This window comes from Streptomyces sp. a15 (assembly GCF_059026085.1).
In genome coordinates, this window is record NZ_JBWLKM010000001.1 from 91,451 (window position 1) to 116,687 (window position 25,237).

The window sequence follows — 25,237 nt, forward strand, 5'->3', positions numbered from 1 at the left end:
ACGAGCCTATCGGCCCGCACCGACATCCTCGTCGTGCGGTTCCTCACCCCCCGGCTCCTCCAGCAGCAGCCGCTCCAGTGCTGCTCTGCCGGGCAGGTCGTCCGGTCGTACGACCTCGCCGCTGCGTACGTAGAGGAAGGTCGCCGTGACCGACTCCAGGGGTACGCTCTGCCGCTCGGCCCAGGCGAGCCGGTAGACGGCGAGCTGGAGCGGATCCGCGGTGCGGGTGCGGCTGGTCTTCCAGTCGACGATCTCGTACGTGGCCGTCGGGCCGTCGCCCTCCTTGTAGACGGCGTCGATACGGCCCCGGACCACGCGCCCGGCGATCGCCAGCTGGAAGGGGGCCTCCACGCGGTAGGGCGTGCGCTGGGCGTACTCGGTGCGCTCGAAGGCGTCCTTGAGGGCTTCGAGATCGCGTTCGTCGGCGACCTCGGCCTCGCTGCCGGGCAGTTCCTCCGGCTCCAGCATGGGCAGCGTCAGCGCCTCGAAGCGGGACTCGATCCAGGCGTGGAAGCGGGTACCACGGCGCGCTGCCGGCTGCGGCGGGCGGGGCATGGGACGGGCCAGTTCCTGGGCGAGGCCCGCCGGGTCGGCGGCCAGGCGCATCAGCTGGGACGCAGTCAGCGACGCGGGCAAGGGGACGTCGGTGACGCTCTCGCGGGCGCGCAGGAGTTCACCGGTGAGGGCGTCGAGATCACGGTCCCAGGAGGCGATGGTGCGGGCTTCCTCCGGGGTAAGGGGCGCGTTTTCCGGTTCTGTGGGGTGGGGGCGCACGGGTTCCGTACGGGGGTGTTCCGTGGCGCCCGGCCCCACGGCCTGGTGCGGGACGGTCGGGCGATCCGCACTCCAGGAGTCCCAGTCGGCCGAGTCCTCCCCGGCGAACGGGGCCTCCTCGTAGAGGTCAAGCTCGTAGGGGTCGGGCTCGGGAACCGCGTCGTCCCCGGGAACCACGTCGTCGTCCGGCGGCACGGGCCAGTCCGGATCGTCGAAGGTGTCCGGGTCGTGCAGGGCGGCGGGGTGGCCGTCCTCGTGGGAGGCGAGGTGTTCCAGGTGGGTCAGGACCGTCTCGGCGGCCGCTCGGCGGCGGGCCAGGGATGTCTCGTCCAGGCGCAGGGGCCACACCTGGTCGGCGGTCCGCTGGTGCAGGGCCGGGTTCTCCTCGTCCTCGGCGGGCTCGTCCGCCCAGGCCTCGATCTCGCCGTGCCCGGCCGCGCAGTGCTCGTACAGAGCCTGGAGGAAGTCGGACGGCCCGCGGGGCTTCTTCTGGGTGGGGCCCCACCAGTGGCCGGAGCCGAGCAGCAGGGAGCGGGGGCGGGTGAAGGTGACGTAGCCGAGGCGGAGTTCCTCGGTGTGCTGGTGCTCCTTCATGTCCTCGTGGAAGGCCCTCAGGCCGCGGGAGTCCCAGGAGGTGACGTCGGGGAGGGTGTCGGCGTCCCCGCGCAGTTCGTGCGGCACCACCTTGCCCTGGGCGGTCCACTTCTCGCGGCCCTGGGTGCTGGGGAAGGTGCCCGTGACCAGTCCGGGGACGGCCACGACGTCCCACTCAAGGCCCTTGGACTTGTGTGCGGTGAGCACCTTGACGGTGTTCTCGCCGCCGGGGAGGGCGTTGTCGAGGCCCTTCTCGTACTGGGCGGCGGTGCGCAGGAAGGCGAGGAAGGCGAGCAGGCTCGTCTCGTTGTCGCCGGCGGCGAACGAGGCGGCGACGTCCAGGAAGTTGGAGAGGGTCTCGCGGCGGCGGGCGGCCAGGGCGTGCGGGGACGCCGACAGTTCCACCTCCAGGCCGGTGACGGCGAGGACGCGGTGCAGGACGTCCATCAGCGGGTCGGACAGCGAGCGGCGCAGGTCGCGCAGTTCGGTGGCCAGGCGCGCGAACCGCACGCGCGCGTCCGGCGAGAACGGCAGTCCGTCGTCGTCCCCGTCGCCGTCGAGCGGCGTCTCCAGGAACGTGTCGAGGGCGTCGGCGAGCGATATCACCTCGGACGGGTCGACCCCTTCGACGGCCTCGGCGAGCCGGCGGTCCGGGTCGTCGTCGCCGTCCACGCGCGCGTGGGAGACGAGCAGCCGGGCGCGCCGCCCCAGGAGGGCGAGGTCGCGCGGGCCGATGCGCCAGCGCGGGCCGGTCAGCAGACGGACGAGGGAGGCGTTGGCGCCGGGGTCCTGGAGGACCTCGCAGACGGCGACGAGGTCGGCAATCTCGGGCAGGTGCAGCAGCCCGGACAGGCCGACGACCTCCACGGGGACGTCCCGGGCGACGAGCGCGCCCTGGATCTCGGCGAAGTCGGTGGCCGTACGGCACAGGACGGCGATCTCACCGGGTGCCTTGCCCGTGTTCACCAGGTGCGCGATGGAATCGGCGAGCCAGTCGATCTCCTCGGCGTGGGTCGGCAGGAGGGCGCAGCGGACCATGCCGTCGCGTTCGGCGCCCGGGGCCGGGCGCAGGGCCTCCACGCCCGCGTGCATGGCGCGCAGCGGCTCGGCGAGGCCGTTGGCGAGGTCGAGGAGGCGGCCGCCGCTGCGGCGGTTCTCGCTGAGCGACTGACGGGCGGCGAGGCCGCCGTCGGCATGGGCGAAGTGTTCCGGGAAGTCGTCCAGGTTGGCTACGGAGGCGCCGCGCCAGCCGTAGATCGCCTGGCAGGGGTCGCCGACCGCGGTCACGGGGTGGCCGGTGCCGCCGCCGAACAGGCCGGCCAGGAGGACGCGCTGGGCCACGGAGGTGTCCTGGTACTCGTCCAGGAGCACCACCCGGAACTCGTCGCGCAGGACGCGGCCCACCTCGGGGATCCGGGCGAGCTGGGCGGACAGGGCGATCTGGTCGCCGAAGTCCAGCAGGTCGCGGTCGCGCTTGGCGGTGCGGTAGCAGACGACCAGTTCGGCGAGTTCACGGCGGGCGGCGGCCGTCTCGGGCACTTTGCGCAAGGCGTCGTTGGTGAGCTTGGCGCCCTGCAGAGCACGCAGCAGGTCGGCGTCGTAGGCACGCAGGTCCTCGGGTCGTACGAGGTGTTCGGCGAGCTCGGCGTCGAGCGCGAGGAGGTCGCTGACCAGGTCGGCGAAGGAGCGGGTCAGCGCCGGGTAGGGGCCGGGGGCCTCGCGCAGCACGCGCGCGGCGAGCTGGAAGCGGGTGGCGTCGGCGAGCAGGCGGGAGGTCGGTTCGAGGCCGATACGCAGGCCGTGGTCGGTCAGCAGGCGGCCCGCGAAGGCGTGGTAGGTGGAGATCACCGGCTCGCCCGGCGGGTTGTCCGGGTCGATGACGTCGGGGTCGGTGACGCCGGCGTTGATCAGCGCCTTGCGGACCCGCTCGGCGAGCTCACCGGCGGCCTTGTTGGTGAAGGTGAGGCCGAGCACCTGTTCGGGAGCCACCTGGCCGGTGCCGACCAGCCACACCACGCGGGCCGCCATCACCGTCGTCTTGCCCGAGCCGGCTCCGGCCACGATCACCTGCGGCGCGGGCGGCGCGGTGATGCAGGCCGTCTGCTCCGGGGTGAACGGGATGCCGAGGAGCTCCTTGAGCTGATCGGGATCGGTGATACGGGCGGGCATGACGGAGAGGCTAGCGGCGGCCACTGACAGTCGAGGACACATCGCCCTCGGGGCCGGGTGAAGCGCAGGTCAGCACACGTGGTGCAACTGATCACACCAGTGTGCTCACTCCACCACGTGCCGTCCCTCCGGCTGCGCGCTGCACGACGCCCGGAACGCGCAGTGCGAGCAGTGCTGGCCCGCACTCGGCGTGAACCGTTCGTCGAGGACCTTGCCGGCGGCCGTGGCCAGCAGATCGCCGACCCACTCCCCTTCCAGCGGCTCCTGGGCCTGCACCTTGGGCAGGGTCTCGCCGCCGTCCCGCTTGGCGGCGCCCTGGCGGAGCTGGACGAGTTCGGCGCCGCCCGGCTCGGGGCGCACTCCGTCGAAGGCCTCGTCGACGGCGCCCTCGCGGACGGCGAGCTGGTAGACGGCGAGCTGGGGGTGGTGCTCCACCTCGGCGGCGCTGGGCGCCTGCTTGCCGGTCTTGAAGTCGACGACGTAGGCGCGGCCCTCGCCGTCGGCCTCCACGCGGTCCATCTGGCCGCGGATGCGCACCTCGACCTCGCCCGCCTCGAGGGTCACGTCGAAGTCGTGCTCGCTGGCGACCGGTGTGCGCCCGCTGCGGTCCATGACATGCCACTTCAGGAAGCGTTCGAGGGCCACGCGCGCGTTGTCCTTCTCCTGCGCAGACTTCCACGGCGCGTCGAAGGCGAGCGCGTTCCACACGGAGTCGAGGCGTTCCATGAGGACGGCCAGGTCGGCCGGGGTGTGCCCGGAGGCGACCTCGTCGGCGAGGACGTGCACCACGTTGCCGAAGCCCTGGGCGACCGTCGCGGGCGCGTCGGCCTTCACCTCGCGGCCCAGGAACCACTGCAGGGCGCAGGTGTTGGCAAGCTGGTCGAGGGCGCTGCCGGAGAGCACGACGGGCTGGTCGCGGTCGCGCAGCGGGATCTTGCTCTCGGTCGGTTCGAACATGCCCCACCAGCGGTAGGGGTGGGCGGACGGCACCAGGGGGCGGCCGTCCTCGTCGGCGAGTGCGGCGAGCCGGGCCAGCCGGCGGGCGGCTGCCTCCCTGAGGGTGTCCGAGACGCGCGGGTCGACGGTGGTGGCGCGGAGTTCCGCGACCAGCGCGGCCACCGACAGCGGGCGGCGGGGGCGGCCTGTGACGTCCCTGGGTTCGACCCCGAGTTCGGTCAGGAAGCGGGAGGGCTGGTCGCCGTCGTCGGCGGGCGCCTTGACCGCGGTGACCACGAGGCGTTCACGCGCGCGCGTGGCGGCCACGTAGAACAGGCGGCGCTCCTCGGCGAGCAGCGCCCCCGGGGTGAGCGGTTCGGCGAGCCCGTCGCGGCCGATGCGGTCGGCCTCCAGGAGGGAGCCACGCCGGCGCAGGTCCGGCCACAGCCCCTCCTGGGCGCCCGCGACGACGACGAGCCGCCATTCCAGGCCCTTGGAGCGGTGCGCGGTCATCAGGCGGACGGCGTCGGGGCGCACGGCACGCCGCGTGAGCGTGTCGGCGGCGATGTCCTCGGCGTCGATCTCCTCCAGGAAGTTCAGGGCGCCCCGGCCGCCGGTGCGCTCCTCCGCGCGGGCGGCGGTCGCGAACAGCGCGCACACGGCGTCCAGGTCCCGGTCGGCGTTGCGTCCCGCGGCGCCGCCGCGACGGGCGGACCGCTCCAGGCGCGTGGGCCACGGCGTGCCCTCCCAGAGGTCCCACAGCGCCTCTTCGGCCGTACCGCCACCCGCGAGACGCTCACGGGCCTTCCTCAACAGCGCGCCGAGCCGCTGGGCTCCCCGCGCGTACGTGGGGTCGTGCACGGCCAGGCGCTCCGGCTCGGCCAGCGCCCGCGCGAGCAGCTCGTCCGAGGGCGGCGGCAGAGGGTTGCCCGCGGCCCGCTCCTCGTCGCGCAGGGCACGGCCGAGGCGGCGCAGGTCGGCGGCGTCCATGCTTGCGAGGGGGGAGGCGAGGAGGGTGAGGGCGGTTTCGGTGTCGAGCCAGCAGGTCTCGGGCTCCCGCTCTTCAGAGGGAGCCCCTTCCGAGGGCTGCTCCGTGGCCTCCTCTTGCGTGGCCTCCCCTTCTTCGGCTTCTGCGGCTTCTGCGGCCTGCTCCGTGGCCTCCCCTGTTGCGGCCTGCTCTGTAGCTTCCGCCGCTGCCACCGCCCGCAATGCCGTCAGCAGCGGGGCCACCGCCGGCTCGTGCCGCAGTGGCAGGTCGTCACCGTCGATGTCCAGGGGCACGCCGGCCGCGGTGAGCGCGCGGCGGACCGTCGGGATGGTGCGGGATCCGGCGCGCACCAGGACGGCCATCTCGCCCCAGGGGACGCCGTCCTCCAGGTGTGCCCTGCGGAGGATGTCGGCGATGTTGTCCAGCTCGGTGCCGGTCGTCGGGTAGGTGTACACCTCGACGCGGCCTCCGTCCCGGACGGGAGTCAGCTCCCGGTGGGCGCGCACCTTGTGGGCCGGAAGGCGGGTCAGCGGCATGCGCTGGGTCAGCAGCCGGGTCGCGACCAGCAATGAGGCTCCGGAGCGGCGTGAGGTGCGCAGGACCTCGACGGGCGCCGGACGGCCGTCCGCGCGTGGGAAGGCCTGGGGGAAGTCCAGGATGCCGTTCACGTCGGCGCCGCGGAACGCGTAGATCGACTGGTCGGGGTCGCCGAAGGCGACGAGGGTGCGGCCGCCGCCGGCGAGCGCGTGCAGCAGTCGTACCTGGGCCGGATCGGTGTCCTGGTACTCGTCGACGAAGACGGCGTCGTACTGCGCGGCGAGCCGCTCGGCGACCTCGGGGCGGCGGGCGAGGAGGACCGCGCGGTGGACCAGTTCGGCGTAGTCGAGCACGCCCTGCAGGTCGAGGACGTCGAGGTACTCGGCGAGGAAGGCGGCCGCCGCACGCCAGTCGGGGCGGCCGATGCGGCGGGCGAAGGAGTCCAGGGCGCCCGGGCCCAGGCCCAGTTCGCGGCTGCGGGCGAGGACCGCGCGGACCTCGTCGGCGAAGCCTCGGGTGGTCAGGCAGGCGCGCAGTTCGTCCGGCCAGCGCACGTGCGCGAGGCCGAGCCGTTCCAGGTCGGGCTGGCCAGCGAGCAGTTCACGGACGGCGACGTCCTGCTCGGGACCGGACAGCAGCCTGAGGGGCTCCACGAACAGGTCGGTGTCCTGGTGGGCGCGGACCAGGGCGTAGCAGAACGAGTGGAAGGTGGTCGCCTGGGGCGCCCGCGCCGCCCCTATGCGCAGCGCCATGCGGTCGCGCAGCTCGACGGCCGCCTTACGGCTGAACGTCAGCACCAACACCCGCGCGGGGTCACCGCCCCGGGCGATCCTCGCCGCCACCGACTCGACGAGCGTGGTGGTCTTTCCGGTGCCCGGACCTGCGAGAACGAGCAGCGGGCCGGTGGCGTGGTCAACCACGGCGCGCTGTGCGGCGTCCAGACGAGGGGGATCCACGCGGGCCGGCGGGGTACGCACCAGTCGGTAAGCGCCACGGTTCCCCTGTCGCCCCTGTGGGTGCGACAGGCGCTTGGTGGAGGAAGAGGAGCTCACGTGGTTCGCCGGTCCTGGTGGGTGTGCAGTGGGGCTGTCCTCCGTGCGGGGAGGACGGTGATCGCGGGATGAAGGGGGCACGTGCAGCCGACGCTACGCCGACGGGAGGCGCGGAAGCAGGGCTTCCTCTTCTTCCCTCACGGCACTCTCGACACGTACGCCCCTCGTCCCACGAACGTACGGCATGCCTCGGACATGCCTGCTTTTCCCAGGCACATCACGCACGTGTCCCCTTTTCACCGTCATGTCACGGACGCGCCCTGTTTCGCCCGTACGGCCGTCCGGCCGCCCGTGAGGCCGCCCGATGGCGGAAGCTGTCAGGTGTGACCCTCCGCGCGTTCACCGCCGTCCCACCGCGCCCGTCTCATGTCGATCCGCGGGAGATGGCCCTCGGCGGCCCTGCTCGCCTCCTTCAGGGGCGTGCACTCCGCGCGGTAGCGGCCGAGGGCCTCCAGCTCGTGGCCCGGCAGCAGGACACCGTCCGCGCGGACGACCCGCCACCACGGAACGGCTCCCCCGTAGAGCGCCATGACGCGTCCCACCTGACGGGGTCCGCCCTCCTCCAGCCACTCCGCGATGTCCCCGTACGTCATGACGCGGCCGGGCGGAATCCGTTCGGCGACGTCGAGGACTCGCTCGGCGTACTCCGGCAGCGCGTCCGCGTACTCCGCGCGGGCTTGGTCCGGAAGGCTCTCCTCGCTCATCCGCCCCATCCTGCCCCACCCCACCGACAATGTGACGCGCTCACGACTGTGGGTATCCCTCGCCCTGAGACGGCGCTTCCGGCAGACTGTGCGCCCCCGCTTGTGCACCCTGACACCCCCCTGTGTCGGTGGGGCATGCCACCATCGTGCGGGCGGTGACCGGTGATACGAGACCAAGAAGAGACGATGAAGCAGCAGGGTGTGCATCCCGAGGGCGCGGAGAGCACCCCTGCCGCATCGTCGCGCCCGGACACCGCCGACGCGGACGAGAAGACGGACAAGGCGGACGGGGAGACGGACGAGAAGGGTGCGGGAGACGCCGACAAGGAGGCGCCCTCGACACCGTCCGGGCCCGACTCCGGCGATCCTGACGAGGTACACGCCGACGAGGTCGAGGGTGACGAACCTCTCCTCCCCGCGCGCGTGCACCGGCCCAACGATCTCATGCGGCTCTTGGTGGGCGTGCTGGCGGTGGCCCTGCTACTCGCGATCGCCGCGTTCGCCCACGGCACCACCTCGGGCCTCGAGCAGGACATCAACAAGGGCACCGGACGGGCACCGGATCTGCTGATCAAGATCGCGGGGCTGGCGTCCAGCATCGCGATCCTCCTGGTGCCGGTCGCGTTCGCGATCGAGCGGCTGATCAAACGCGACGGGCTGCGCATCGCCGACGGCGTCCTCGCGGCCGTCCTGGCGCACGGAGTGACCCTCGCCACCGACCTGTGGGTCGCCAAGGCCGCACCCGACTCGATCCAGGAGGCGCTCACCCAGCCCTCCCCCGGCGACATCCACGCCCTCACCGACCCCGTGCACGGCTATCTGGCGCCCGTCATCGCGTACATGACGGCCGTGGGCATGTCGCGCCGGCCGCGCTGGCGGGCCGTGCTGTGGATCGTGCTGCTGCTCGACGCGTTCTCGATGCTCGTCACCGGCTACACGACACCGTTCTCGATCATCCTGACGGTGCTCATCGGCTGGACCGTGGCCTACGGGACGCTCTACGCGGTCGGCTCGCCCAACGTCCGCCCCACCGGCCGGACGCTGATGGCGGGCCTCAGCCACGTCGGCTTCCGCCCGGTGAGCGCGGCTCGCGAGGAGGTGGCGGAGACCCCGGAGACCGGAGACCGCGGCCGACGCTATTTCGTCACCCTGGAGGACGGTCCACCGCTGGACGTCACGGTCGTCGACCGGGAGCAGCAGGCCCAGGGCTTCTTCTACCGTGCTTATCGCAATCTGACCCTGCGCGGCTTCGCCACCCGCAGCAGCCTCCAGTCGCTGCGGCAGGCGCTGGAGCAGGAAGCGCTGCTCGCCTACGCGGCTATCGCGGCCGGCGCCAACGCGCCCAAGCTGATCGCGACCTCCGAACTCGGCCCCGACGCGGTGATGCTCGTCTACGAGCACACCGGCGGGCGCACCCTCGACTCGCTCGCGGACGAGGAGATCACCGATGAACTGCTGCGCGACACCTGGCACCAGGTGCGGGCGCTGCAGTCCCGGCGCATTGCGCACCGAAGGCTCGTCGGCGACGCGATTTTGGTGGATCGTTCCGGCACGGTGATCCTCACCGACCTGCGCGTCGGCGAGATCGCGGCCGGCGACCTGCTGCTGCGCATGGACACCTCCCAGCTGCTGGTGACGCTCGGTCTCAGGGTGGGCGCCCAGCGCGCGGTGGCCGCGGCGGTGGAGGTGCTAGGTCCGGACGCCGTGGCCGACTGTCTGCCGATGCTGCAGCCCATCGCGCTGAGCCGCTCCACGCGCGCGACGCTGCGCAGACTGGCCCGGGAGCGCGCCGAACGCGAGCGGGAGGCGGTCCTCGAGGGGTCCCGGCAGGACAAGCAGGCCCGCTTGGAGGAAGCGCCGCACCCGACCCGGCCCGTACTCGAAAAGCCCGACAAGAGGGCCGTGAAGGCGGAGGCCAGGGCCGAGAAGCGGGCCATCGACGAGGCCCTGGAAGAGGCGCGCGAGGAGGACCTGCTCACGCAGATCCGCCACGAGGTGCTGCTGATCAGGCCGCAGGCCCCGGTGGAGCCGGCCCGCCTGGAGCGGGTGCGGCTGCGCACGCTGCTCAGTTTCATCGCCGGCGCGATCGGCGCGTACTTCCTGCTGACGCAGCTCACGCACATCGAGTTCGGCCCGCTCATCGAGAACGCCGAGTGGGGCTGGGTCGCTGCCGCCGTGGTCTTCTCCGCGCTGAGCTACCTGGCGGCGGCGATGGCCCTGCTGGGCTTCGTGCCCGAGCGGGTGCCGTTCGTGCGGACCGTGGCGGCCCAGGTCGCCGGCTCGTTCGTGAAGATCGTCGCGCCGGCCGCCGTGGGCGGCGTCGCCCTCAACACACGCTTCCTGCAACGCGCGGGCGTGCGGCCCGGGCTCGCGGTGGCGAGCGTCGGCGCGTCGCAGCTGTTCGGGCTCGGCTGCCACATCCTGATGCTGCTCTCCTTCGGCTATCTGACCGGCACCGAGAAGACACCGTCGCTGTCGCCGTCCCGGACGGTCATCGCGGGTCTGCTGACGGTGGCGGTGCTCGTGCTCGTGGTGACCTCGGTACCGTTCCTGCGGAAATTCGTCGTCACGCGCGTGAGGTCGCTGTTCGCGGGTGTCGTGCCGCGCATGCTCGACGTGCTCCAGCGGCCGCAGAAGCTGATCACCGGGATCGGCGGCATGCTGCTCCTGACAGCCTGCTTCGTGATGTGTCTGGACGCCTCGATCCGGGCGTTCGGCACCGAGGGCACCTCGATCAGCATCGCCAGCGTCGCCGTCGTCTTCCTCGCCGGCAACGCGCTGGGGTCCGCGGCCCCGACGCCGGGCGGTGTGGGCGCGGTGGAGGCGACGCTGACGGTCGGTCTGATCGCCGTCGGCCTCCCCAAGGAGGTCGCCGCGCCGGCGGTGCTGCTCTTCCGTCTGCTGACGCTGTGGCTGCCGGTGCTGCCCGGCTGGCTCGCCTTCAACCACCTCACGCGCAAGGGAGCGCTGTAGTACGAGCATCCGGTACGGCGGTCCCGGCGGCGTACCTCGTACGGCTCGCGCCCCGAGCGTCCCGTCGTGTGCGACCGCAGGATGGGGTCATGCCGAATCCTCCCCGGCTGCGCGCCGCTGCCCTCACCGCCACCGCCCTTCTGCTGTCCTCCGTGCTGGCGGGCTGCGGCGACGACTCCCAGGACGAGGACCTGTCGGCCCAGGAACTGAGCTGGGAGGACTGTCCGGCACCGTCCCCGGCGGAAGGCGGCGGTGACGCCCCGTCCTCGCTCGCGGACGGCGACAAGTGGCAGTGCGCCACGATGAAGACGCCCCTGGACTGGGCCGAGCCCAAGGGCGACACGATCAAGCTCGCGCTGATCCGGGCGAGGGCGAGCGGCGACGAGAGCGAACGCATCGGCTCGCTGGTCTTCAACTTCGGCGGCCCCGGCGGCTCCGGCGTCACCACGCTGCCCGCCTTCGGCGAGGACTACGCGAAACTGCGCACCCGCTACGACCTGGTCAGCTTCGACCCGCGCGGGGTCGGCCGCAGCGCCCCCGTGGAGTGCCAGAACGACCTCCAACTGGACGCCTTCTTCCAGCAGGACGCCACTCCCGACGACGCGGCCGAGCGCAGCACGCTCCTGGACAACACCAAGGAGTTCAACGAGGACTGCGAGACGAACTCCAAGAAGGTGCTGCCACATGTCCGCACCACCGACGCGGCCCGCGACATGGACCTGATGCGCCAGGTCCTCGGCGACGCCGAACTGCACTACTTCGGTATCTCGTACGGCACCGAACTCGGCGGCGTCTACGCCCACTTGTTCCCCAAGCGCGTCGGCCGCGCGGTCTTCGACGCGGTCGTGGACCCGACGCAGAACGCCGAACAGGGCTCGCTCGGACAGGCCAGGGGCTTCCAGCTCGCTCTCGACAACTACGCCGAGGGCTGCACCTCCAAGGCCGAGGACTGCCCGGTCGGCGACACCCCTCAGGACGTCAAGGACCGCATCGCCAAACTGCTCAAGGACCTCGACCGCAAGCCGATCCTCGGCATCCCCCCGCGCGAGCTGACCCAGACCGCCGCGACCAACGGCATCGCGCAGGCGCTGTACTCGCAGGACTTCTGGGAGTACCTCACAGAGGGCCTAGAGCAGGCGTACGACGGGAACGGGCAGATCCTGATGGCGCTGTCCGACTCGATGAACGGCCGCAACCAGGACGGCGAGTACAGCAACATCACCGCCGCCAACATCGCCATCAACTGCGCCGACGACAAGCCGCGGTACACCGCCGAGCACGTGGAGCGGAAACTGCCCGAGTTCCGGGCCGCCTCCGCCCTCTTCGGCGACTTCCTGGCCTGGGGCATGGTCAGCTGCACCGACTGGGCCGTGCCGGGCGCCGCCGACCATCCCGACGTGAGCGCACCCGGCTCCGCGCCGATCCTCGTCGTGGGCAACACCGGCGACCCGGCCACCCCGTACGAGGGTGCGAGGAGGATGGTGGACGCTCTGGGCGAGGGTGTCGGTGTCGAGCTGACCTACCGGGGGCAGGGGCACGGTGCGTACGACAGCAAGAACAAGTGCGTGCAGGACGCCGTGAACGGCTATCTGCTGGACGGGAGGATTCCCGCGGCCAAAACCGTCTGCTCCTGACACATCTCGCCCCGAATCGGCGAGAACTCGCAGGTCAGAACGTTATCCACAGGCCGCAGCGGCTGAGTCGAGATCCGCCTACCATGGCCGGACAGCCATCCGCGGCACAGGGCGGACGGCCTGCGAGGGGGGAAGTGCAATGACGCGTTTCGTACGGTGGACGGCCCTGGGCGCCGCCGCCGCACTGCTGGTGACGGGTTGCAGCGGCGGCTCGTCAAGCGATGACAAGGGCGGCCGGAAGACCGGCCGGGCACAGCCGTCGGCCGAATCCTCCGGTACGGCCGACTCCGCCCTGCCCTCCTCACTGACCTCCCAGAAGCTCGACTGGGCGCGCTGCAAGGCCACCGCGGACTCCTCCGCGCCGGGCAGCGACTGGCAGTGCGCGACACTCAAGGTGCCGCTGGACTGGTCGAAGCCGGACGACGAGACGATCGGCCTCGCACTGATCCGCACCAAGGCCCGGGGCGACAACCGCATCGGCTCGCTCCTGTTCAACTTCGGCGGCCCCGGCGGCTCCGGTGTGTCCACGATGCCTGCGTATGCCGCCACCACTTCCCTCCTCCGCGAGCGGTACGACCTGGTCAGCTGGGACCCGCGCGGAGTGGGCGCCAGCGAGGGCGTCCGCTGCCGCAGCGACAAGGAGATCCAGACCGCCGAGTCGGTGGACGTCTCACCGGACACGCCGTCCGAGGAGTCGGCGTACTTCAAGGACGCCGCCGACTTCGGCAAGGGCTGTGCGAAGGACGCCGGAAACCTGTTGGCGCACGTCTCGACCACCGACACCGCCCGCGACATGGACCTGATGCGCCAGGTCCTCGGCGACCGGAAGATGCACTACTTCGGCATCTCGTACGGCACCGAACTCGGCGGCGTCTACGCCCACTTGTTCCCGAAGAACGTGGGACGACTGATCCTGGACGCGGTCGTCGACCCGAGTGCCGACACGGTCGGCCATGCGAAGAACCAGGCCCGGGGCTTCCAGCGCGCTCTGGACGACTACCTGAAGTCCACCGGCCAGGACCCGGAGCAGGGTTCGCAGAAGATCGCGGACCTGCTGAAGGAGATCGACGAGAACCCGCTGCCGACGTCCTCCGGGCGGGAACTGACGCAGACACTCGCCGTCACGGGCATCGTCCTGCCGCTGTACAGCCAGGACAGCTGGCCCACACTGACCAGCGCCCTGGAGGCGGCGGAGCAGGGCGACGGGTCGGAGCTCCTGGCGCTCGCGGACGGTTACAACGAGCGTGACCCGTCGGGTCGCTACGGCACGACGACCCACTCGCAACGGGTCATATCGTGCTTGGACGACAAGCAGCGGCCGACGGCCGCGGAGACGAAGAAGCTGCTGCCGGAGTTCGAGAAGATCTCGCCCGTCTTCGGAACCTTCCTCGGCTGGGACACGGCCGGCTGGTGTCACAACTGGCCGGTGGCCGGGCAGCACGAGAGCCCGGAGGTGAGCGCGCCCGGAGCGGCGCCGATCCTGGTGGTCGGCAACACGGGCGACCCTGCGACGCCGTACGAGGGCGCGCAGAAGATGGCGGACGAGCTGGGCAAGGGCGTAGGCGTGGTGCTCACCTGGAAGGGCCAGGGCCACGGTGCGTACGGCAGCGGGAGCGACTGCGTGGACTCCACGGTGAACGCGTATCTGCTGGCCGGAACGGTGCCGAGGGACGGCAAGGTCTGCTCATGAAGACGGCGGGGGCCTCGGGCACCGTCGGTGCGCGAGGCCCCCGCCGCTCAGGCCGGGATGCCGGGTCGGTAGACCGGCTGGTGCGGTCAGTAGACCGGCTTGCTCGGCTCGATCTGGTTGACCCAGCCGATCACGCCGCCGCCGACGTGCACGGCGTCGGAGAAGCCCGCGGACTTCAGTACCGCGAGGACTTCCGCACTGCGGACACCCGTCTTGCAGTGCAAGACAATCTTCTTGTCCTGCGGGAGGGTCTCCAGGGCGGTGCCCATGAGGAACTCGTTCTTCGGGATCAGCTTGGCGCCCGGGATGGAGACGATCTCGTACTCGTTGATCTCACGGACGTCGATGATCTCGATGTTCTCGCCGTCGTCGATCCACTCCTTGAGCTGCTTGGGAGTGATCGTCGAGCCGGCGGCCGCTTCCTGGGCCTCCTCGGAGACGACGCCGCAGAAGGCCTCGTAGTCGATGAGCTCGGTGACGGTCGGGTTCTCGCCGCAGACCGCGCAGTCCGGGTCCTTGCGGACCTTGACCTGGCGGTACTGCATCTCCAGGGCGTCGTAGATCATCAGGCGGCCGACGAGCGGCTCGCCGATGCCCGCGAGGAGTTTGATGGCCTCGTTGACCTGGATGGAGCCGATGGACGCGCACAGCACGCCCAGGACACCGCCCTCGGCGCAGGAGGGGACCATGCCCGGCGGCGGGGGCTCGGGGTAGAGGCAGCGGTAGCAGGGGCCGTGCTCGGACCAGAACACGGAGGCCTGACCGTCGAAGCGGTAGATCGAGCCCCACACGTAGGGCTTGTTCAGCAGCACACACGCGTCGTTGACCAGGTAGCGGGTCGCGAAGTTGTCCGTGCCGTCGACGATCAGGTCGTACTGGCTGAAGATGTCCATCACGTTCTCGGCTTCGAGCCGCTCTTCGTGAAGGACCACGTTGACGTACGGGTTGATGCCGAGGACGGAGTCGCGCGCGGACACGGCCTTGGAGCGGCCGATGTCGGCCTGGCTGTGGATGATCTGACGCTGCAGATTCGACTCGTCGACCTCGTCGAACTCCACGATGCCGAGCGTGCCCACGCCCGCGGCGGCCAGGTACATCAACGCCGGCGAGCCCAGGCCGCCGGCGCCCACACAGAGCACCTTGGCGTTCTTCAGCCGCTTCTGCCCGTCCATCCCGACGTCGGGGATGATCAGGTGGCGGGAGTACCTGCGGACCTCGTCTACGGTGAGCTCGGCAGCGGGCTCGACCAGGGGTGGCAGCGACACGGGGACTCCGTTGGTCGGTCAATCATTACGGTTGTTCTCCCCGTAACAGTGCCATGGCCTTTTTCATTCCGAGACACCCGTTCCGATCCGCGAGACGATCTCGTCCCAGTAACCGGGCATGGTCTCCCAGGGATCGGTGCGGCCGCCGCGGTCCGTTCGGTCGGTGAAGTAGATCGTCGACGCCCCCTGCCAACGGGCGATGCGCAGCGCCTCCTCCAGGTGGGGGCGCGGCACCCCGTGGACGAAGTGGCAGAAACGCTCGGGTGGGTAGTCAGCGGTCCACTCCGCCACCTGCGACCAGCGGTAGTCACTCCAAGGGCCGGAGAAGGTGACCAGTTGGTCGGCGTTCTCGGCGTAGCCGGGGTACGGGTGGATGCCGTGGCCGAGGACGACGTGGGCCTCCTCACACAGCGCGCGGAGCGTGGTGACCGTGCGGCGGATCTCGGGCAGCGTGGCGCGTTCGGTCGGACAGCGATCCAGAAGGAAGCCGTCGACTTTGTACCAGTCGATGTAGCGGTGCGCCTCGGAGATCACCTCCCCGAAGGCGCGGGCGCCGTACGCGGTGTCGAGGCGGCCGAGGACGCGGATGCCCGCGTTGCGCAGCCGGCCGGCCGCCTCCAGACAGTGCGGGTCGGGGCGGCTGCCGGGACCGTCCGCGACGTTCAGGACGACCCAGTGCAGAGGGGTGCCCGGGCGGGTGAGTTCGGCCCACTCGGCCGGGGCGACGAGTGGGTGGGCGAAACTGGGGATGCCGAAGCCGGTGCGCAGGTCGGTGCTCGCCGTGCCCGGTTTGGCGCGGGTCAGATGCGGCATGCCGCCTCCATCCAGATGTCGGCGAGGGACTCTTCGAGGCCGATCCGGGGGCGCCAGCCCAGCCGGTCGCGAGCGGTGCGCACATCGGCCTGCTGCCAGCTGCCGCAGCCGTCGGGGTACGGGTACGCGACGGGGGCCGCGTGGTCCGACTCGGTGCGGGGATGGCCGATGGTCGCCCTCAACGGGCCGGAGTGGCCGTCGAGTTCGTGGAGGGCGCCGCCGTATCCGGCCACGCGGGCGAGAACCGCGGCGGCGTCGCGCAGGCGGACGGCGCGGCCCGAGCCGATGTTGATGACGCCCTGCGCGGCGGAGAGCGAGGCCGCGTGTACGGCGCGGGCCACGTCGCGTACGTCGACGAAGTCGCGCTGGGCTCCGAGTCCGCCGAGTTTGAGCTCGCCGTCGCCGGACTGCATGGCGCGGCGCATGGCTTCGGCGAGGCGGCCGAGCGGGGAGCCGGCGGGGGTGCCGGGGCCCGCGGGTGAGAAGACCCGGAGAACCACGGCGTCCAGGCCGGAGCCGAGGACGAGTTCGGTGGCGGCGAGTTTGCTGACGCCGTACGGGCCGCCGGGGCGGGGCACGGCATCCTCCGCGGTGGAGGAGCCGGGCTGGCTGGGACCGTACTCGGCGCCGCAGCCGATCTGCACGAGACGGGCGCCGCAGCCGCTGCGGCGCAGGGCCTCGCAGACGGTGGCGACGGCGACGGTGTTGTGGCGGGTGAGCTCGCGGGCGCCGCCGCGGGTGGCGCCGGCGCAGTTGACGACCACGCCGGGGTGGACCGCGTCGAGGAAGCGGGTGAGGGCGCCGGGACTGCCGGACGCGAGGTCGAAGCGGACGTCCGCGTCGTCGCCGCGACCGAGGGCGGTGAGCTGGACGGCCGGGTCGGCGAGCAGGCGGTCGGCGACGAAGCGGCCGAGGTAGCCGTTGGCTCCGATCAGCAGGACTCTCATCGGGCGGCTCCCGGGGCCGAGGCGTCGGGTCGGGAGGTGATCATTTGGGGGTCTCCTTCGGGGAGGTCACAAGCGGGTGGGGTTGCCCCGTGGTGGGGCCGGATGCCTGCGGCGGCCGGTGCGGGCTCGGTGGGGGGGCCGCCTTCGCCTACGGCGGGTGCGTGGGTCGGGGCCGCGTCGGGGGGTGTCCGTCCTCGGTCTGGCGCGGAATCGGTCTCCTACAGGGGCGACCGTGTTGACGCGCCATCCGCTGCGGGCGGACACCCCCCGACACGTCCCCTGCTCGCCGTACGCGGCTGCCGCGTCTCGGGAACACCGGTCGCAGCCGCCTCACCGCTGGTTCTCCGCCGGGGCGTGGGCCGAGGCCCGGGTGAGCGTGCGGGTTGCGTGGAGCAGGAGGATCAGCGCTCCTGTGCCGCAGGTGAGGGCCTGGACACTGCCCGGGCCCCAGGTGTCGGTGAGGGTCTGGACCGGGAGGGCTAGGACCTCGCAGCCGGGGAGGCGAGCCGCGAAGACCGTGGCCAGGGCCGTTGCCTGGGCCGTGGCGGTGGCCGTGAGGATGACCGCGGGAGCGTGGGTGAAGCGGTGGATGGCGAGGAGGCGGGAGAGGAGGAGAAGGGCGCCCAGGGTGGTGGTCTGGGCGTAGGTGATGGGTTCGTCGAGGGTCGTGGCGGTCAGGGTGAGGAGGGCGGTCAGGGCGCAGAGGAACAGGGCGAACGTGCCGAGCAGCAGGGGGCGTACGGATGCGGCGAAGTCCTCCAGGCCGCGGCTGGCCGTCAGTTTGCGGCGGGCTCGTGCGGTGAGGAGGTGAGTGGTCCAGGCCGCTGGGGCGCAGGCCGAGGTGAGGGCAAGGAGCGGAGCGGTGGCGAGGGGCCAGGGGGCGTCCGGGGTGCCGTCGGGCAGGCCGTCGGGGCCGCCGGCCAGGGCGGTTCGCAGCAGGCCGTCGCCCATGAGGGCGTAGGCGATGAGCCAGTACGTCCAGGTGCTGGTGCCGGTCGCGGGGGTGCCGGATCTGGGGCTGAGCGGGCCTCGGGCGAGGGCCGCACGCAGGGCCAGGGCCACGGCGAGGGCGCCTGCGGCGGCGACCGTCGGGCGGGCCTGCCCGTGCGTGAGGTGCAGGCCGACCACGGTCGCCGTGCACAGGGCGCCGGGGAGGAGGGTGAGGAGGACCCAGTCGGCGCGTGGGCGAGAGTCAGCCTCGGAAGCGCGGGGTTTGGGGGTTTCGCCGTCGCGGGGGATCCGGGCGTACATCTCCTCGGCCAGGGAGAAGACGTCGCGGTGGCGGAAGCGGGCGGCGGTGCGGTCGGTGACGCCGTGGGCCTCCAGGCCAGCCGCGATCTCCAAAGGGTCCACAGCTCGTTCACAGAGGTCCCGGTGACGGTGCATCAGGGCCTTGACCGGGTCCGCTGTGGTGCGGCGGGGGGTGGGGGTGGTGGAGCGGGCGTCTCCGGTTTTACCGCGCGCGCTTGGGTCAGGGCCTGGGCCGTGGTCGGTGGTGGCGTCCGCGTCGGGCCCCTGGTCTGCGTCGGTCTCCGTGACGAGCCACTCCTCCGAGCGTTCGTCCCAGGCTCCGGCGCTGTTCGGGGCCCCGGGGCGGTCCAGTTCGCCGAGTTCGCTCATGACGCTCCCTCCGTGGCCGCGGCCGGAGCCGTGGCGCGTACGGGCGGTCCCGCGGCCCAGCCGGGCCCGCCGCGTGCCACCACACGTACGCCCTGCTCGGTCCAGCGTCCGGGTACGTGGGCCTCGGCGGGGGTGGCGAACGGCAGGGGTTCGCCGGTGGCGTCGAGGAGGACGCGGCGGACCGGGGTGCGCGAGACGATGTCCAGGTAAATGCCGTGAAATGCCATGATGTTCTGCTCGACGGTGAACAGTTCGAGCGCGCGGGCACGGGCGGCGGCGCCCAGGCGCTCGCGGCGCTCGGTGTCGCGCAGCAGCGCCACGCACGCCTCGGCGAGCGCCCGCGGATTGCGCGGGGGCACGACGAGACCGGTACCGCCGATGACCTCCACGACGGCACCGACGTCCGTGGACACCGTCGCGCGGCCGCAGAACATGGCCTCGACCAGGCTGATCGGGAAGCCCTCGACGACGCTGGACAGGACGGTCACCGCGCCCGCGGCGTACGCGTCGGCCAGGGTCGGCAGTTCCGGGCCGCCGATCTCCTCGAAGGAGACGGGGTTGTCGCCGACGGCGTGCGGGCCGTCCGCCTCGTCGGGGAAGAGCTGCGCGGCCAGCGCCTTGCAGTGGCCGAGGTAGGCCGTGCCTTCGGAGCCGGAGGGGGTGCCGACGATCCGCAGCCGCGTCTTGGGCTCCTCCTTGCGGATCTCCGTGAAGGCGTGCAGCAGGGAGACCAGGTCCTTGGCCGGTTCCACCCGGCCGATCCAGACCAGGGTGTGCGGGTCGGCGCACTCCGGCGATTCGCCGACGTCCGCGAAGCGGGAGGCGTCCATGCCGGGGTAGACCGTGCGGAGCTTGTCGCGGTCGGCGCCGCAGCGCTCCTGCCAGCGGCGCGCGTGCGCGTTGCCGGACGTGACGATCGCGGCCCGGCTGTATGCCTCGGCGGCGAGTCTGCCGTGGAAGGCGGTGAGCAGGGCGCGTACAGGGGGCGAGGACTCCGTGGCGGTCAGGTAGTGGGTGCGCAGCCGCACGCCGTACTCGGTCACCAGCAGGGGCACGCCGCAGAAGTGCCGAGCGAGCAGCCCGGGCAGGGCCGCCGCACCACCGGACGTGGCATGGCACAGGTCGACGGAGCCGAGGTCGTCGTCCTCGTACCAGTCGAGCGAGAGAGGGCGCAGAGCGCGTTCCAGATGCGCGGCGACGGTGAGCAGATCCGGTACGCGCGCCTCACGCGCCGTGCGCAGGGCGCCGGGAGCGCGACAGGCGCGTTCCAGGGCGCGTACGGCAGCCTCGGAGCGCAGCGCGCCCACCAGTCCGCCCTCGTCGCGGGCGAGTTCGGCGAGGCCGTACAGCGCGCTGGCGAAACGGTCCGCCTCGGTGGCCGACGGCTCCCCGGAGGCCTCTGCGACGCCCCCCTCGCACAGGGCGGCCGCCAACTCGCCGTAGCACTCGGCGAACCGCCGGCGCGCGCGCCGTCCGTATCCGACCCCGTCCTCCTCGGCCGTCCACAGCGGTGCCGTGCGCACCCTGCTGACCTGCGGCGGCAGCGGAACCCAGCCCTCGTCCTCCTGGCGCTCGCTGCTGCTGAGCGCGTAGATGTCGAACTCGTGCTGCTCAAGCCCGCGCACGAGCCGGTCGCACCAGAGCCTGGCGTCACCGCTCACATACGGATAGCCACCCTCCGTAAGCAGTCCGATGCGCACCAGCGCACCCCCGATCTCCCGTATGGGGAGCCGCCGTTGCCCCGGCGACTCGTAGCGGGACGAACGTATGCGGACAAGGCGGTGGTGCGACGGACGGTTGTCCGTCGCACCACCAAAAGGGGTGAACGGTCGTAACTTTCCCGTGCGGGTCGCGTTCCGTCGCGCTAAGAGATCATGCGCGTACGGATCGTCACTCGCGAGCCACTCGAGGCTCGGCGCCCGTCAGCTGCCCGGATAAGGCCAGGGATTGGCCCGGCAGCGGATTCCGTCGTGGTCGAGGAACTTGGTCTGCTGCTGCATGACCGGGGCGAGTTCGCCGTTCTTGTCGCAGGTGACGTGGCTGTAGCCGAGCCGGTGGCCGACTTCGTGGTTGATCAGCATCTGGCGGTATGCGTGGATCTGATCACCGTACGTCTTCGATCCCTGCGCCCATCGATAAGCGTTGATCATCACGCGCTCGGTGGAGGCCGAGTCGCACGACACGTTGTCCACGGTGGTGTCCAGACCGGACTTGGCGCACCAGGTCGCGGTGGTCCCCGGGCTGGCGAGGGTGATCACGAAGTCGGGCTTGCCGGAGTAGACGCGCTCGAAGGTGCGAGCGCCGTTGTGGGCCCAGCTCCGGTCGTCGTTGAGCGTCTTCTGCACGGCCTCGGCGAAGAGTCCGCCGTCAAGCCCGAGCCCTTGCTCCACGTCCACGCGGTAGGTGTACTTCTGCCCCTTGCCGGGCGCCTTGGCGATCCCCTTGATCGCGTCGAACTCGCCCGGCCCCTTGAACGCGGCACCGAGCGCGTACCTCTTGTCCATCCCCTGCTCGTACGTCAACGCCGCCACGCTCGGCGAACCGGAAGGCGTCGGCCGGCCCTCCCCGCGCGAGGCCCCGTCGCGGGCGTCGCGGGCCTGGTCGGTGGCGGACTGCGACTGTACGGCGTTGTCGTCCCGCCCGTTCGTGACCTGACCGGCCACGACGACGGCCAGCACGGTGGTGACGGCGGCGGCCGCGATCCCGGTGAAGGCGCGCCCTTTGCCATCCTTGACGGGCGCCGGTTCGCCCGTGGGAGGCGCGTCGTCGTCCTCGGGGCGGTCGACACCGGTCTCGGCGGGCCAGTCGGTGACAGTGCCGTAGGGATCGGAGGCGTGCGCGGAGAGCGGTTCGCGGTGCGCCGGGGCGACGGGCGTCCGGGGCGCGAAGACGTCGTCGTCGCCCTCGAAGAGGTCGCCGTCCCGCTCGAAGGCGTCGAGGTAGTCCTGCCGCGGCTCTCTCCGCCCCCTCGTGCCCACCGGCGGCGCCTGCCGCTGCCGCGGAAGACCGACGCCCGGGCCACCCGGCCTGCCGCGCCCGCTCAACTCCCCCCAGGCGCCACCGGATTCCCGCTGCTCGGGATGCCCGCCACGAACCTGCGGGAAGCCATGAGCGGGCGTGCCATCGGGAAACCTGGGGACACCGTGCGCGGGCGTGCCGTCGGAAAACCTGGGGACACCGTGCGCAGGCGTCCCATCGGGAAACCTGGGCACCCCATGAGCCGGCGTCCCGTCAGGAAGCCTCGGTACCCCGCCCGCGGGAGTCCCGTCGCCGTACCTCGGAACGCCCTGGGCCGGTGTTCCGTACCCCGGCTGCGGCGCCGGCGTCGCCTGCCGCGCGGCCGGTGGGCCCTGTGTCCGGCCCTGGACGGCGGGATCGGCGCTGTCCCCCTTGGGGCCACTCTTGGGAGCAGATCCACGTCGACTGTGGCGTCCCACCTCGCCCCTCAGCTCCCCGAGTTCGTACTGCCCGACATTCCGGCCCCACCGCCGGAGGCTCCTTCTGTGGCGTCAAAGGTACCCTCGCCCCCGCTGAAGCCCCGCACCCCACCGTCACGGGCCGCCACATCGGCGAGCAACTCGCGGACCGCCCCGGCCACCGTCTCCGGGTATTCCATCATCGCCACGTGCCCCGACTCCGGCAGGGTGAGGAGGCGCGAGTCGCGGAAGGCGCGAGTCGCCTTCGATGCCATGCGGAAGCCCACGAGTTGGTCGCGGCCGCCGTAGACGAGGAGGGTCGGCGCGAGGACCCGTTCGGCCTGGCGCCACAGCGCGTGCTGGCCGCCCAGGGTGTACGCGTTCACCAGCCCGCGCGCGGAACGCGTCATCGCGTCCCAGAAATACGGCAGTTGCAGGCGCCGCTCCATCTCCTCCACGGCGTTGCGGAACCCTTCCGGAGTGACCCGCCCGGGATCGCCGTAGCAGAGGGCCATGACCCCCCGGACCCGCTGTTCCGCCGTCCACTCCTTGGTGAACCGGGTGAAGAGCCCGGCCACGCCGGGCACCGCCAGCAGCCCCGTCGGCACGGCCGTGCGCTGGACGCGGACCTCCGGCAGTGCGGGCGAGACGAGGGTGAGGGTGCGGACGAGATCGGGCCGTACCGCGGCGACGCGCGTCGCGACGGCGCCGCCGAGCGAGTTCCCGAAGAGATGCACCGGACCGCGCCCCGAGGCGTCGAGATAACGCATCACCGCGCGCGCGTGCCCGGTGATCGAGTAGTCGCCGTCGTCCGGTGGTGGGGAGTCGCCGAAGCCGGGCAGGTCGACGGCCTCGCCGTCGACCGCGTCCTCCAGCTGCTGCATCAGCGCCGACCAGTTCTGCGAGGAGCCGCCGAGGCCGTGGACGTAGAGCGCGGGCGGCAGCCCCTCGCGCGCGGGTGGCCTCGACCGGACCGTCAGCGTGATCCCCGGCAGCTCGACCGACCTGAGCCGCTCGCCCTCGGCCACCCTGACGGGCGCCACTTTGGGCAGCACGTTGGCGGGCGGCACGAACGGCAGCTCGGTCGAAGACATGCGGCAATGTTACGAGATGATCACGCAGTGGTTCATGTGTTCGCCGTCACAGAAGGTACCCGGATCGCATGGCGTCCAGATCGGGTGTCTCCTAGGCTCGTACGCAGGGCACCCGCATGTGGCCCCCTGTTCCACTCAGGGATGTTCTAGGAAGGGAGCCCATCATGGCCGTCGACCCCCGCGACCCCGAGACCTTCATGAACGAGGACGCCGAGGAAGCGACCGAGATCGACGTCGAAGCGCCGGAGGGCGACGCCGCCGAGCAGCAGGCGGACGTCAAGCCGGACCGCGACGACCCGCTGACCGGCGTGGACCCGGGCCGGGCCAACGAGGCCGACCTCATCGAACAGGCCCGCGTCGTCTCCATCGACGAGGACGACTATCGGTGACATCGCCCGTTCCATCCCGGTTTGAGAGACGGTGCGCGGCATTCACCAGCGTCCGGTCCGTGAAATTCTGCGCTCGCACTGCGCACACCACGGTTACCGAAAAGTACGATGGCGGCGCGGCGCACACCGCACGAGGACGACTTTGGGAGGCGGCGTGACAGCCATCGAGCAGACAGAGGCGGCACGCCCGCGAGGCACGCGCCTGCCGCGCCGTGCCCGACGGAACCAGCTGCTGGGCGCCGCGCAGGAAGTCTTCGTGGCGCAGGGCTACCACGCGGCCGCCATGGACGACATCGCCGAGCGCGCCGGCGTCAGCAAGCCAGTGCTCTACCAGCACTTCCCCGGCAAGCTCGACCTCTACCTCGCGCTGCTGGACCAGCACTGCGAGTCGCTGATCCAGTCCGTACGCACCGCGCTCGCGTCAACGACCGACAACAAGCAGCGCGTACGGGCGACCATGGACGCCTACTTCGCGTACGTCGAGGACGACGGCGGCGCCTTCCGCCTGGTCTTCGAGTCGGACCTGACGAACGAGCCCGCGGTGCGCGAGCGCGTCGACAAGGTCACGAACGAGTGCGCCGAGGCGATCTCCGAGGTCATCGCCGAGGACACCGGCCTCTCGCCCGCGGAGTCGATGCTGCTGGCCTCCGGCCTCGGCGGGCTGGCCCAGGTGGTGGCCCGTTCCTGGCTGCACAGCGACCGCAGCGTCCCGCGCGAGCAGGCGGTCCAGCTGCTGACCTCGCTCGCCTGGCGAGGCATCGCCGGTTTCCCGCTGCACGGCACGGACCACCACTGACGCACACCGCCCCGAGGGTTTGTTCCCGCCCGCTGTTCGCTCCTGGCGTTCTTGGGCGGAGCATGTACGTCCCCTCACCGGGCTAATGTGTGCGGAGTACGGCGCGGAAGGTCGCGCACTTCACTGACCGTCGGAGGGACATAGCCGTGGAGGTCAAGATCGGCGTGCAGCACGCGCCTCGCGAGATCGTTCTGGAGAGCGGTCAGAGTGCCGAGGAGGTCGAGCGGGCGGTGTCCGAGGCGCTGGCCGGCAAGTCGCAGCTGCTGAGCCTCGTCGACGAGCACGGCCGCAAGGTCCTCGTCCCGGCCGACCGCCTCGCCTACGTCGAGCTCGGTGAGCCGGCCCCGCGCAAGGTGGGCTTCGGCGCGCTGTAGTCATACGTATCGAGAGGGGCCCGGCGACCGTGAGTCGTCGGGCCCCTCTCGATTTCTTCGGTTTTTTCTCCACATCCGGAGCACAACTCGCGCACAGAGGAGGATTGCATTCCGCAGGTCACGGGTATGACGGGCTACGACCGTGACGCGCAGTGTGGCCGTGTGGGAGGGACCCCATGATGTTGTTGGAAGCGCTCGGCTCCGCTCTGCTCGGTCTCGTGCTGGCGGGTTTGGCGGTCCACCGGCTGTCCCACCGCCTGCCGGCCCGTTCCCTGGTCCTCGCCACCGGTGTGGCCGGCGCCCTCTTCGGCGCCTTCGTCACGCACAGCGCGCTGGACACGGGCGGCGTCCTGCTGATCCTCCTGGGTGCGACGATCGTCTGCGCGGCCTCGCTCTCGCTGCTGCTGCGCCCCGCGGGAAGACTCCGCCGCCGATCGGCAACCGCCTGATCCGCCGCCGATCGCGGCGTCCT

At 71.7% G+C, this 25,237-nt stretch carries 17 protein-coding genes; 7 read left to right on the forward strand and 10 right to left on the reverse strand.

Annotation, left to right across the window (positions count from 1 at the left end; all coding sequences use genetic code 11):
* Positions 1-6: 6 nt before the first annotated feature.
* The 3 genes from AC5P09_RS00440 to AC5P09_RS00450 all read right to left on the reverse strand — a co-directional run bounded on the left by AC5P09_RS00440 (position 7) and on the right by AC5P09_RS00450 (position 7,754).
* A complete protein-coding gene (locus AC5P09_RS00440; RefSeq protein WP_493871868.1) occupies positions 7-3,537 on the reverse strand; it encodes an ATP-dependent helicase in 3,531 nt (1,176 codons plus the stop codon).
* Between the two features lie 105 nt (positions 3,538-3,642).
* Positions 3,643-7,050, reverse strand: a complete 3,408-nt coding sequence (locus tag AC5P09_RS00445) for an ATP-dependent helicase (RefSeq protein WP_493871869.1) — start codon at positions 7,048-7,050, stop codon at positions 3,643-3,645.
* A gap of 317 nt (positions 7,051-7,367) precedes the next feature.
* Positions 7,368-7,754 (reverse strand): MGMT family protein, encoded by a 387-nt coding sequence (locus tag AC5P09_RS00450; RefSeq protein WP_493871870.1) that lies wholly within the window; start codon positions 7,752-7,754, stop codon positions 7,368-7,370.
* A 186-nt stretch (positions 7,755-7,940) separates the two neighbouring features.
* Between AC5P09_RS00450 and AC5P09_RS00455 the strand changes: the two genes are divergently transcribed.
* The 3 genes from AC5P09_RS00455 (at position 7,941) to AC5P09_RS00465 (ending at position 14,051) form a co-directional block, all read left to right on the forward strand.
* Complete coding sequence (locus tag AC5P09_RS00455; protein WP_493871871.1) at positions 7,941-10,727, forward strand: lysylphosphatidylglycerol synthase transmembrane domain-containing protein; 2,787 nt, start codon at positions 7,941-7,943, stop codon at positions 10,725-10,727.
* Positions 10,728-10,816: 89 nt separating this feature from the next.
* Positions 10,817-12,361 (forward strand): alpha/beta hydrolase, encoded by a 1,545-nt coding sequence (locus tag AC5P09_RS00460; protein WP_493871872.1) that lies wholly within the window; start codon positions 10,817-10,819, stop codon positions 12,359-12,361.
* A gap of 139 nt (positions 12,362-12,500) precedes the next feature.
* Complete coding sequence (locus AC5P09_RS00465; RefSeq protein ID WP_493871873.1) at positions 12,501-14,051, forward strand: alpha/beta hydrolase; 1,551 nt, start codon at positions 12,501-12,503, stop codon at positions 14,049-14,051.
* Between the two features lie 86 nt (positions 14,052-14,137).
* Here the strand turns inward: AC5P09_RS00465 and moeZ are convergent, their stop codons facing one another.
* The 7 genes from moeZ to AC5P09_RS00500 all read right to left on the reverse strand — a co-directional run bounded on the left by moeZ (position 14,138) and on the right by AC5P09_RS00500 (position 23,206).
* Positions 14,138-15,316, reverse strand: a complete 1,179-nt coding sequence (gene moeZ / locus AC5P09_RS00470; RefSeq protein WP_493871874.1) for an adenylyltransferase/sulfurtransferase MoeZ — start codon at positions 15,314-15,316, stop codon at positions 14,138-14,140.
* A 63-nt stretch (positions 15,317-15,379) separates the two neighbouring features.
* Positions 15,380-16,129 (reverse strand): spherulation-specific family 4 protein, encoded by a 750-nt coding sequence (locus AC5P09_RS00475; RefSeq protein WP_493871875.1) that lies wholly within the window; start codon positions 16,127-16,129, stop codon positions 15,380-15,382.
* Positions 16,117-17,076 (reverse strand): NAD-dependent epimerase/dehydratase family protein, encoded by a 960-nt coding sequence (locus tag AC5P09_RS00480; protein WP_266434075.1) that lies wholly within the window; start codon positions 17,074-17,076, stop codon positions 16,117-16,119. Before AC5P09_RS00480 ends, AC5P09_RS00475 begins: the two co-directional genes overlap by 13 nt.
* A gap of 330 nt (positions 17,077-17,406) precedes the next feature.
* On the reverse strand, positions 17,407-18,696 hold the full coding sequence (locus AC5P09_RS00485) for a hypothetical protein (RefSeq protein WP_493871876.1): 1,290 nt from the start codon (positions 18,694-18,696) through the stop codon (positions 17,407-17,409).
* Positions 18,693-20,396 carry a DUF3492 domain-containing protein gene (locus AC5P09_RS00490; RefSeq protein ID WP_493871877.1) on the reverse strand — a complete coding sequence of 568 codons (1,704 nt, stop codon included), beginning with the start codon at positions 20,394-20,396 and terminating at the stop codon, positions 18,693-18,695. The genes AC5P09_RS00485 and AC5P09_RS00490 overlap by 4 nt, the downstream gene beginning before the upstream one ends.
* 222 nt (positions 20,397-20,618) lie before the next feature.
* Complete coding sequence (locus tag AC5P09_RS00495) at positions 20,619-22,133, reverse strand: DUF3152 domain-containing protein (RefSeq protein WP_493871878.1); 1,515 nt, start codon at positions 22,131-22,133, stop codon at positions 20,619-20,621.
* An 8-nt stretch (positions 22,134-22,141) separates the two neighbouring features.
* Positions 22,142-23,206, reverse strand: coding sequence for an alpha/beta fold hydrolase (locus AC5P09_RS00500; RefSeq protein WP_493871879.1), 1,065 nt, complete (start codon positions 23,204-23,206; stop codon positions 22,142-22,144).
* Between the two features lie 164 nt (positions 23,207-23,370).
* On the opposite strand from AC5P09_RS00500, the gene AC5P09_RS00505 reads away from it, so the two are divergent.
* The 4 genes from AC5P09_RS00505 to AC5P09_RS00520 all read left to right on the forward strand — a co-directional run bounded on the left by AC5P09_RS00505 (position 23,371) and on the right by AC5P09_RS00520 (position 25,214).
* Positions 23,371-23,595, forward strand: a complete 225-nt coding sequence (locus AC5P09_RS00505) for an Rv3202a family protein (protein ID WP_493871880.1) — start codon at positions 23,371-23,373, stop codon at positions 23,593-23,595.
* A gap of 154 nt (positions 23,596-23,749) precedes the next feature.
* Positions 23,750-24,391 (forward strand): TetR/AcrR family transcriptional regulator, encoded by a 642-nt coding sequence (locus tag AC5P09_RS00510; RefSeq protein ID WP_266434087.1) that lies wholly within the window; start codon positions 23,750-23,752, stop codon positions 24,389-24,391.
* Positions 24,392-24,537: 146 nt separating this feature from the next.
* Complete coding sequence (locus AC5P09_RS00515) at positions 24,538-24,765, forward strand: DUF3107 domain-containing protein (protein ID WP_019754243.1); 228 nt, start codon at positions 24,538-24,540, stop codon at positions 24,763-24,765.
* Positions 24,766-24,944: 179 nt separating this feature from the next.
* Entirely contained in the window at positions 24,945-25,214 is a 270-nt protein-coding gene (locus tag AC5P09_RS00520; protein ID WP_493872290.1) for a hypothetical protein, read from the forward strand.
* Positions 25,215-25,237: the final 23 nt, after the last annotated feature.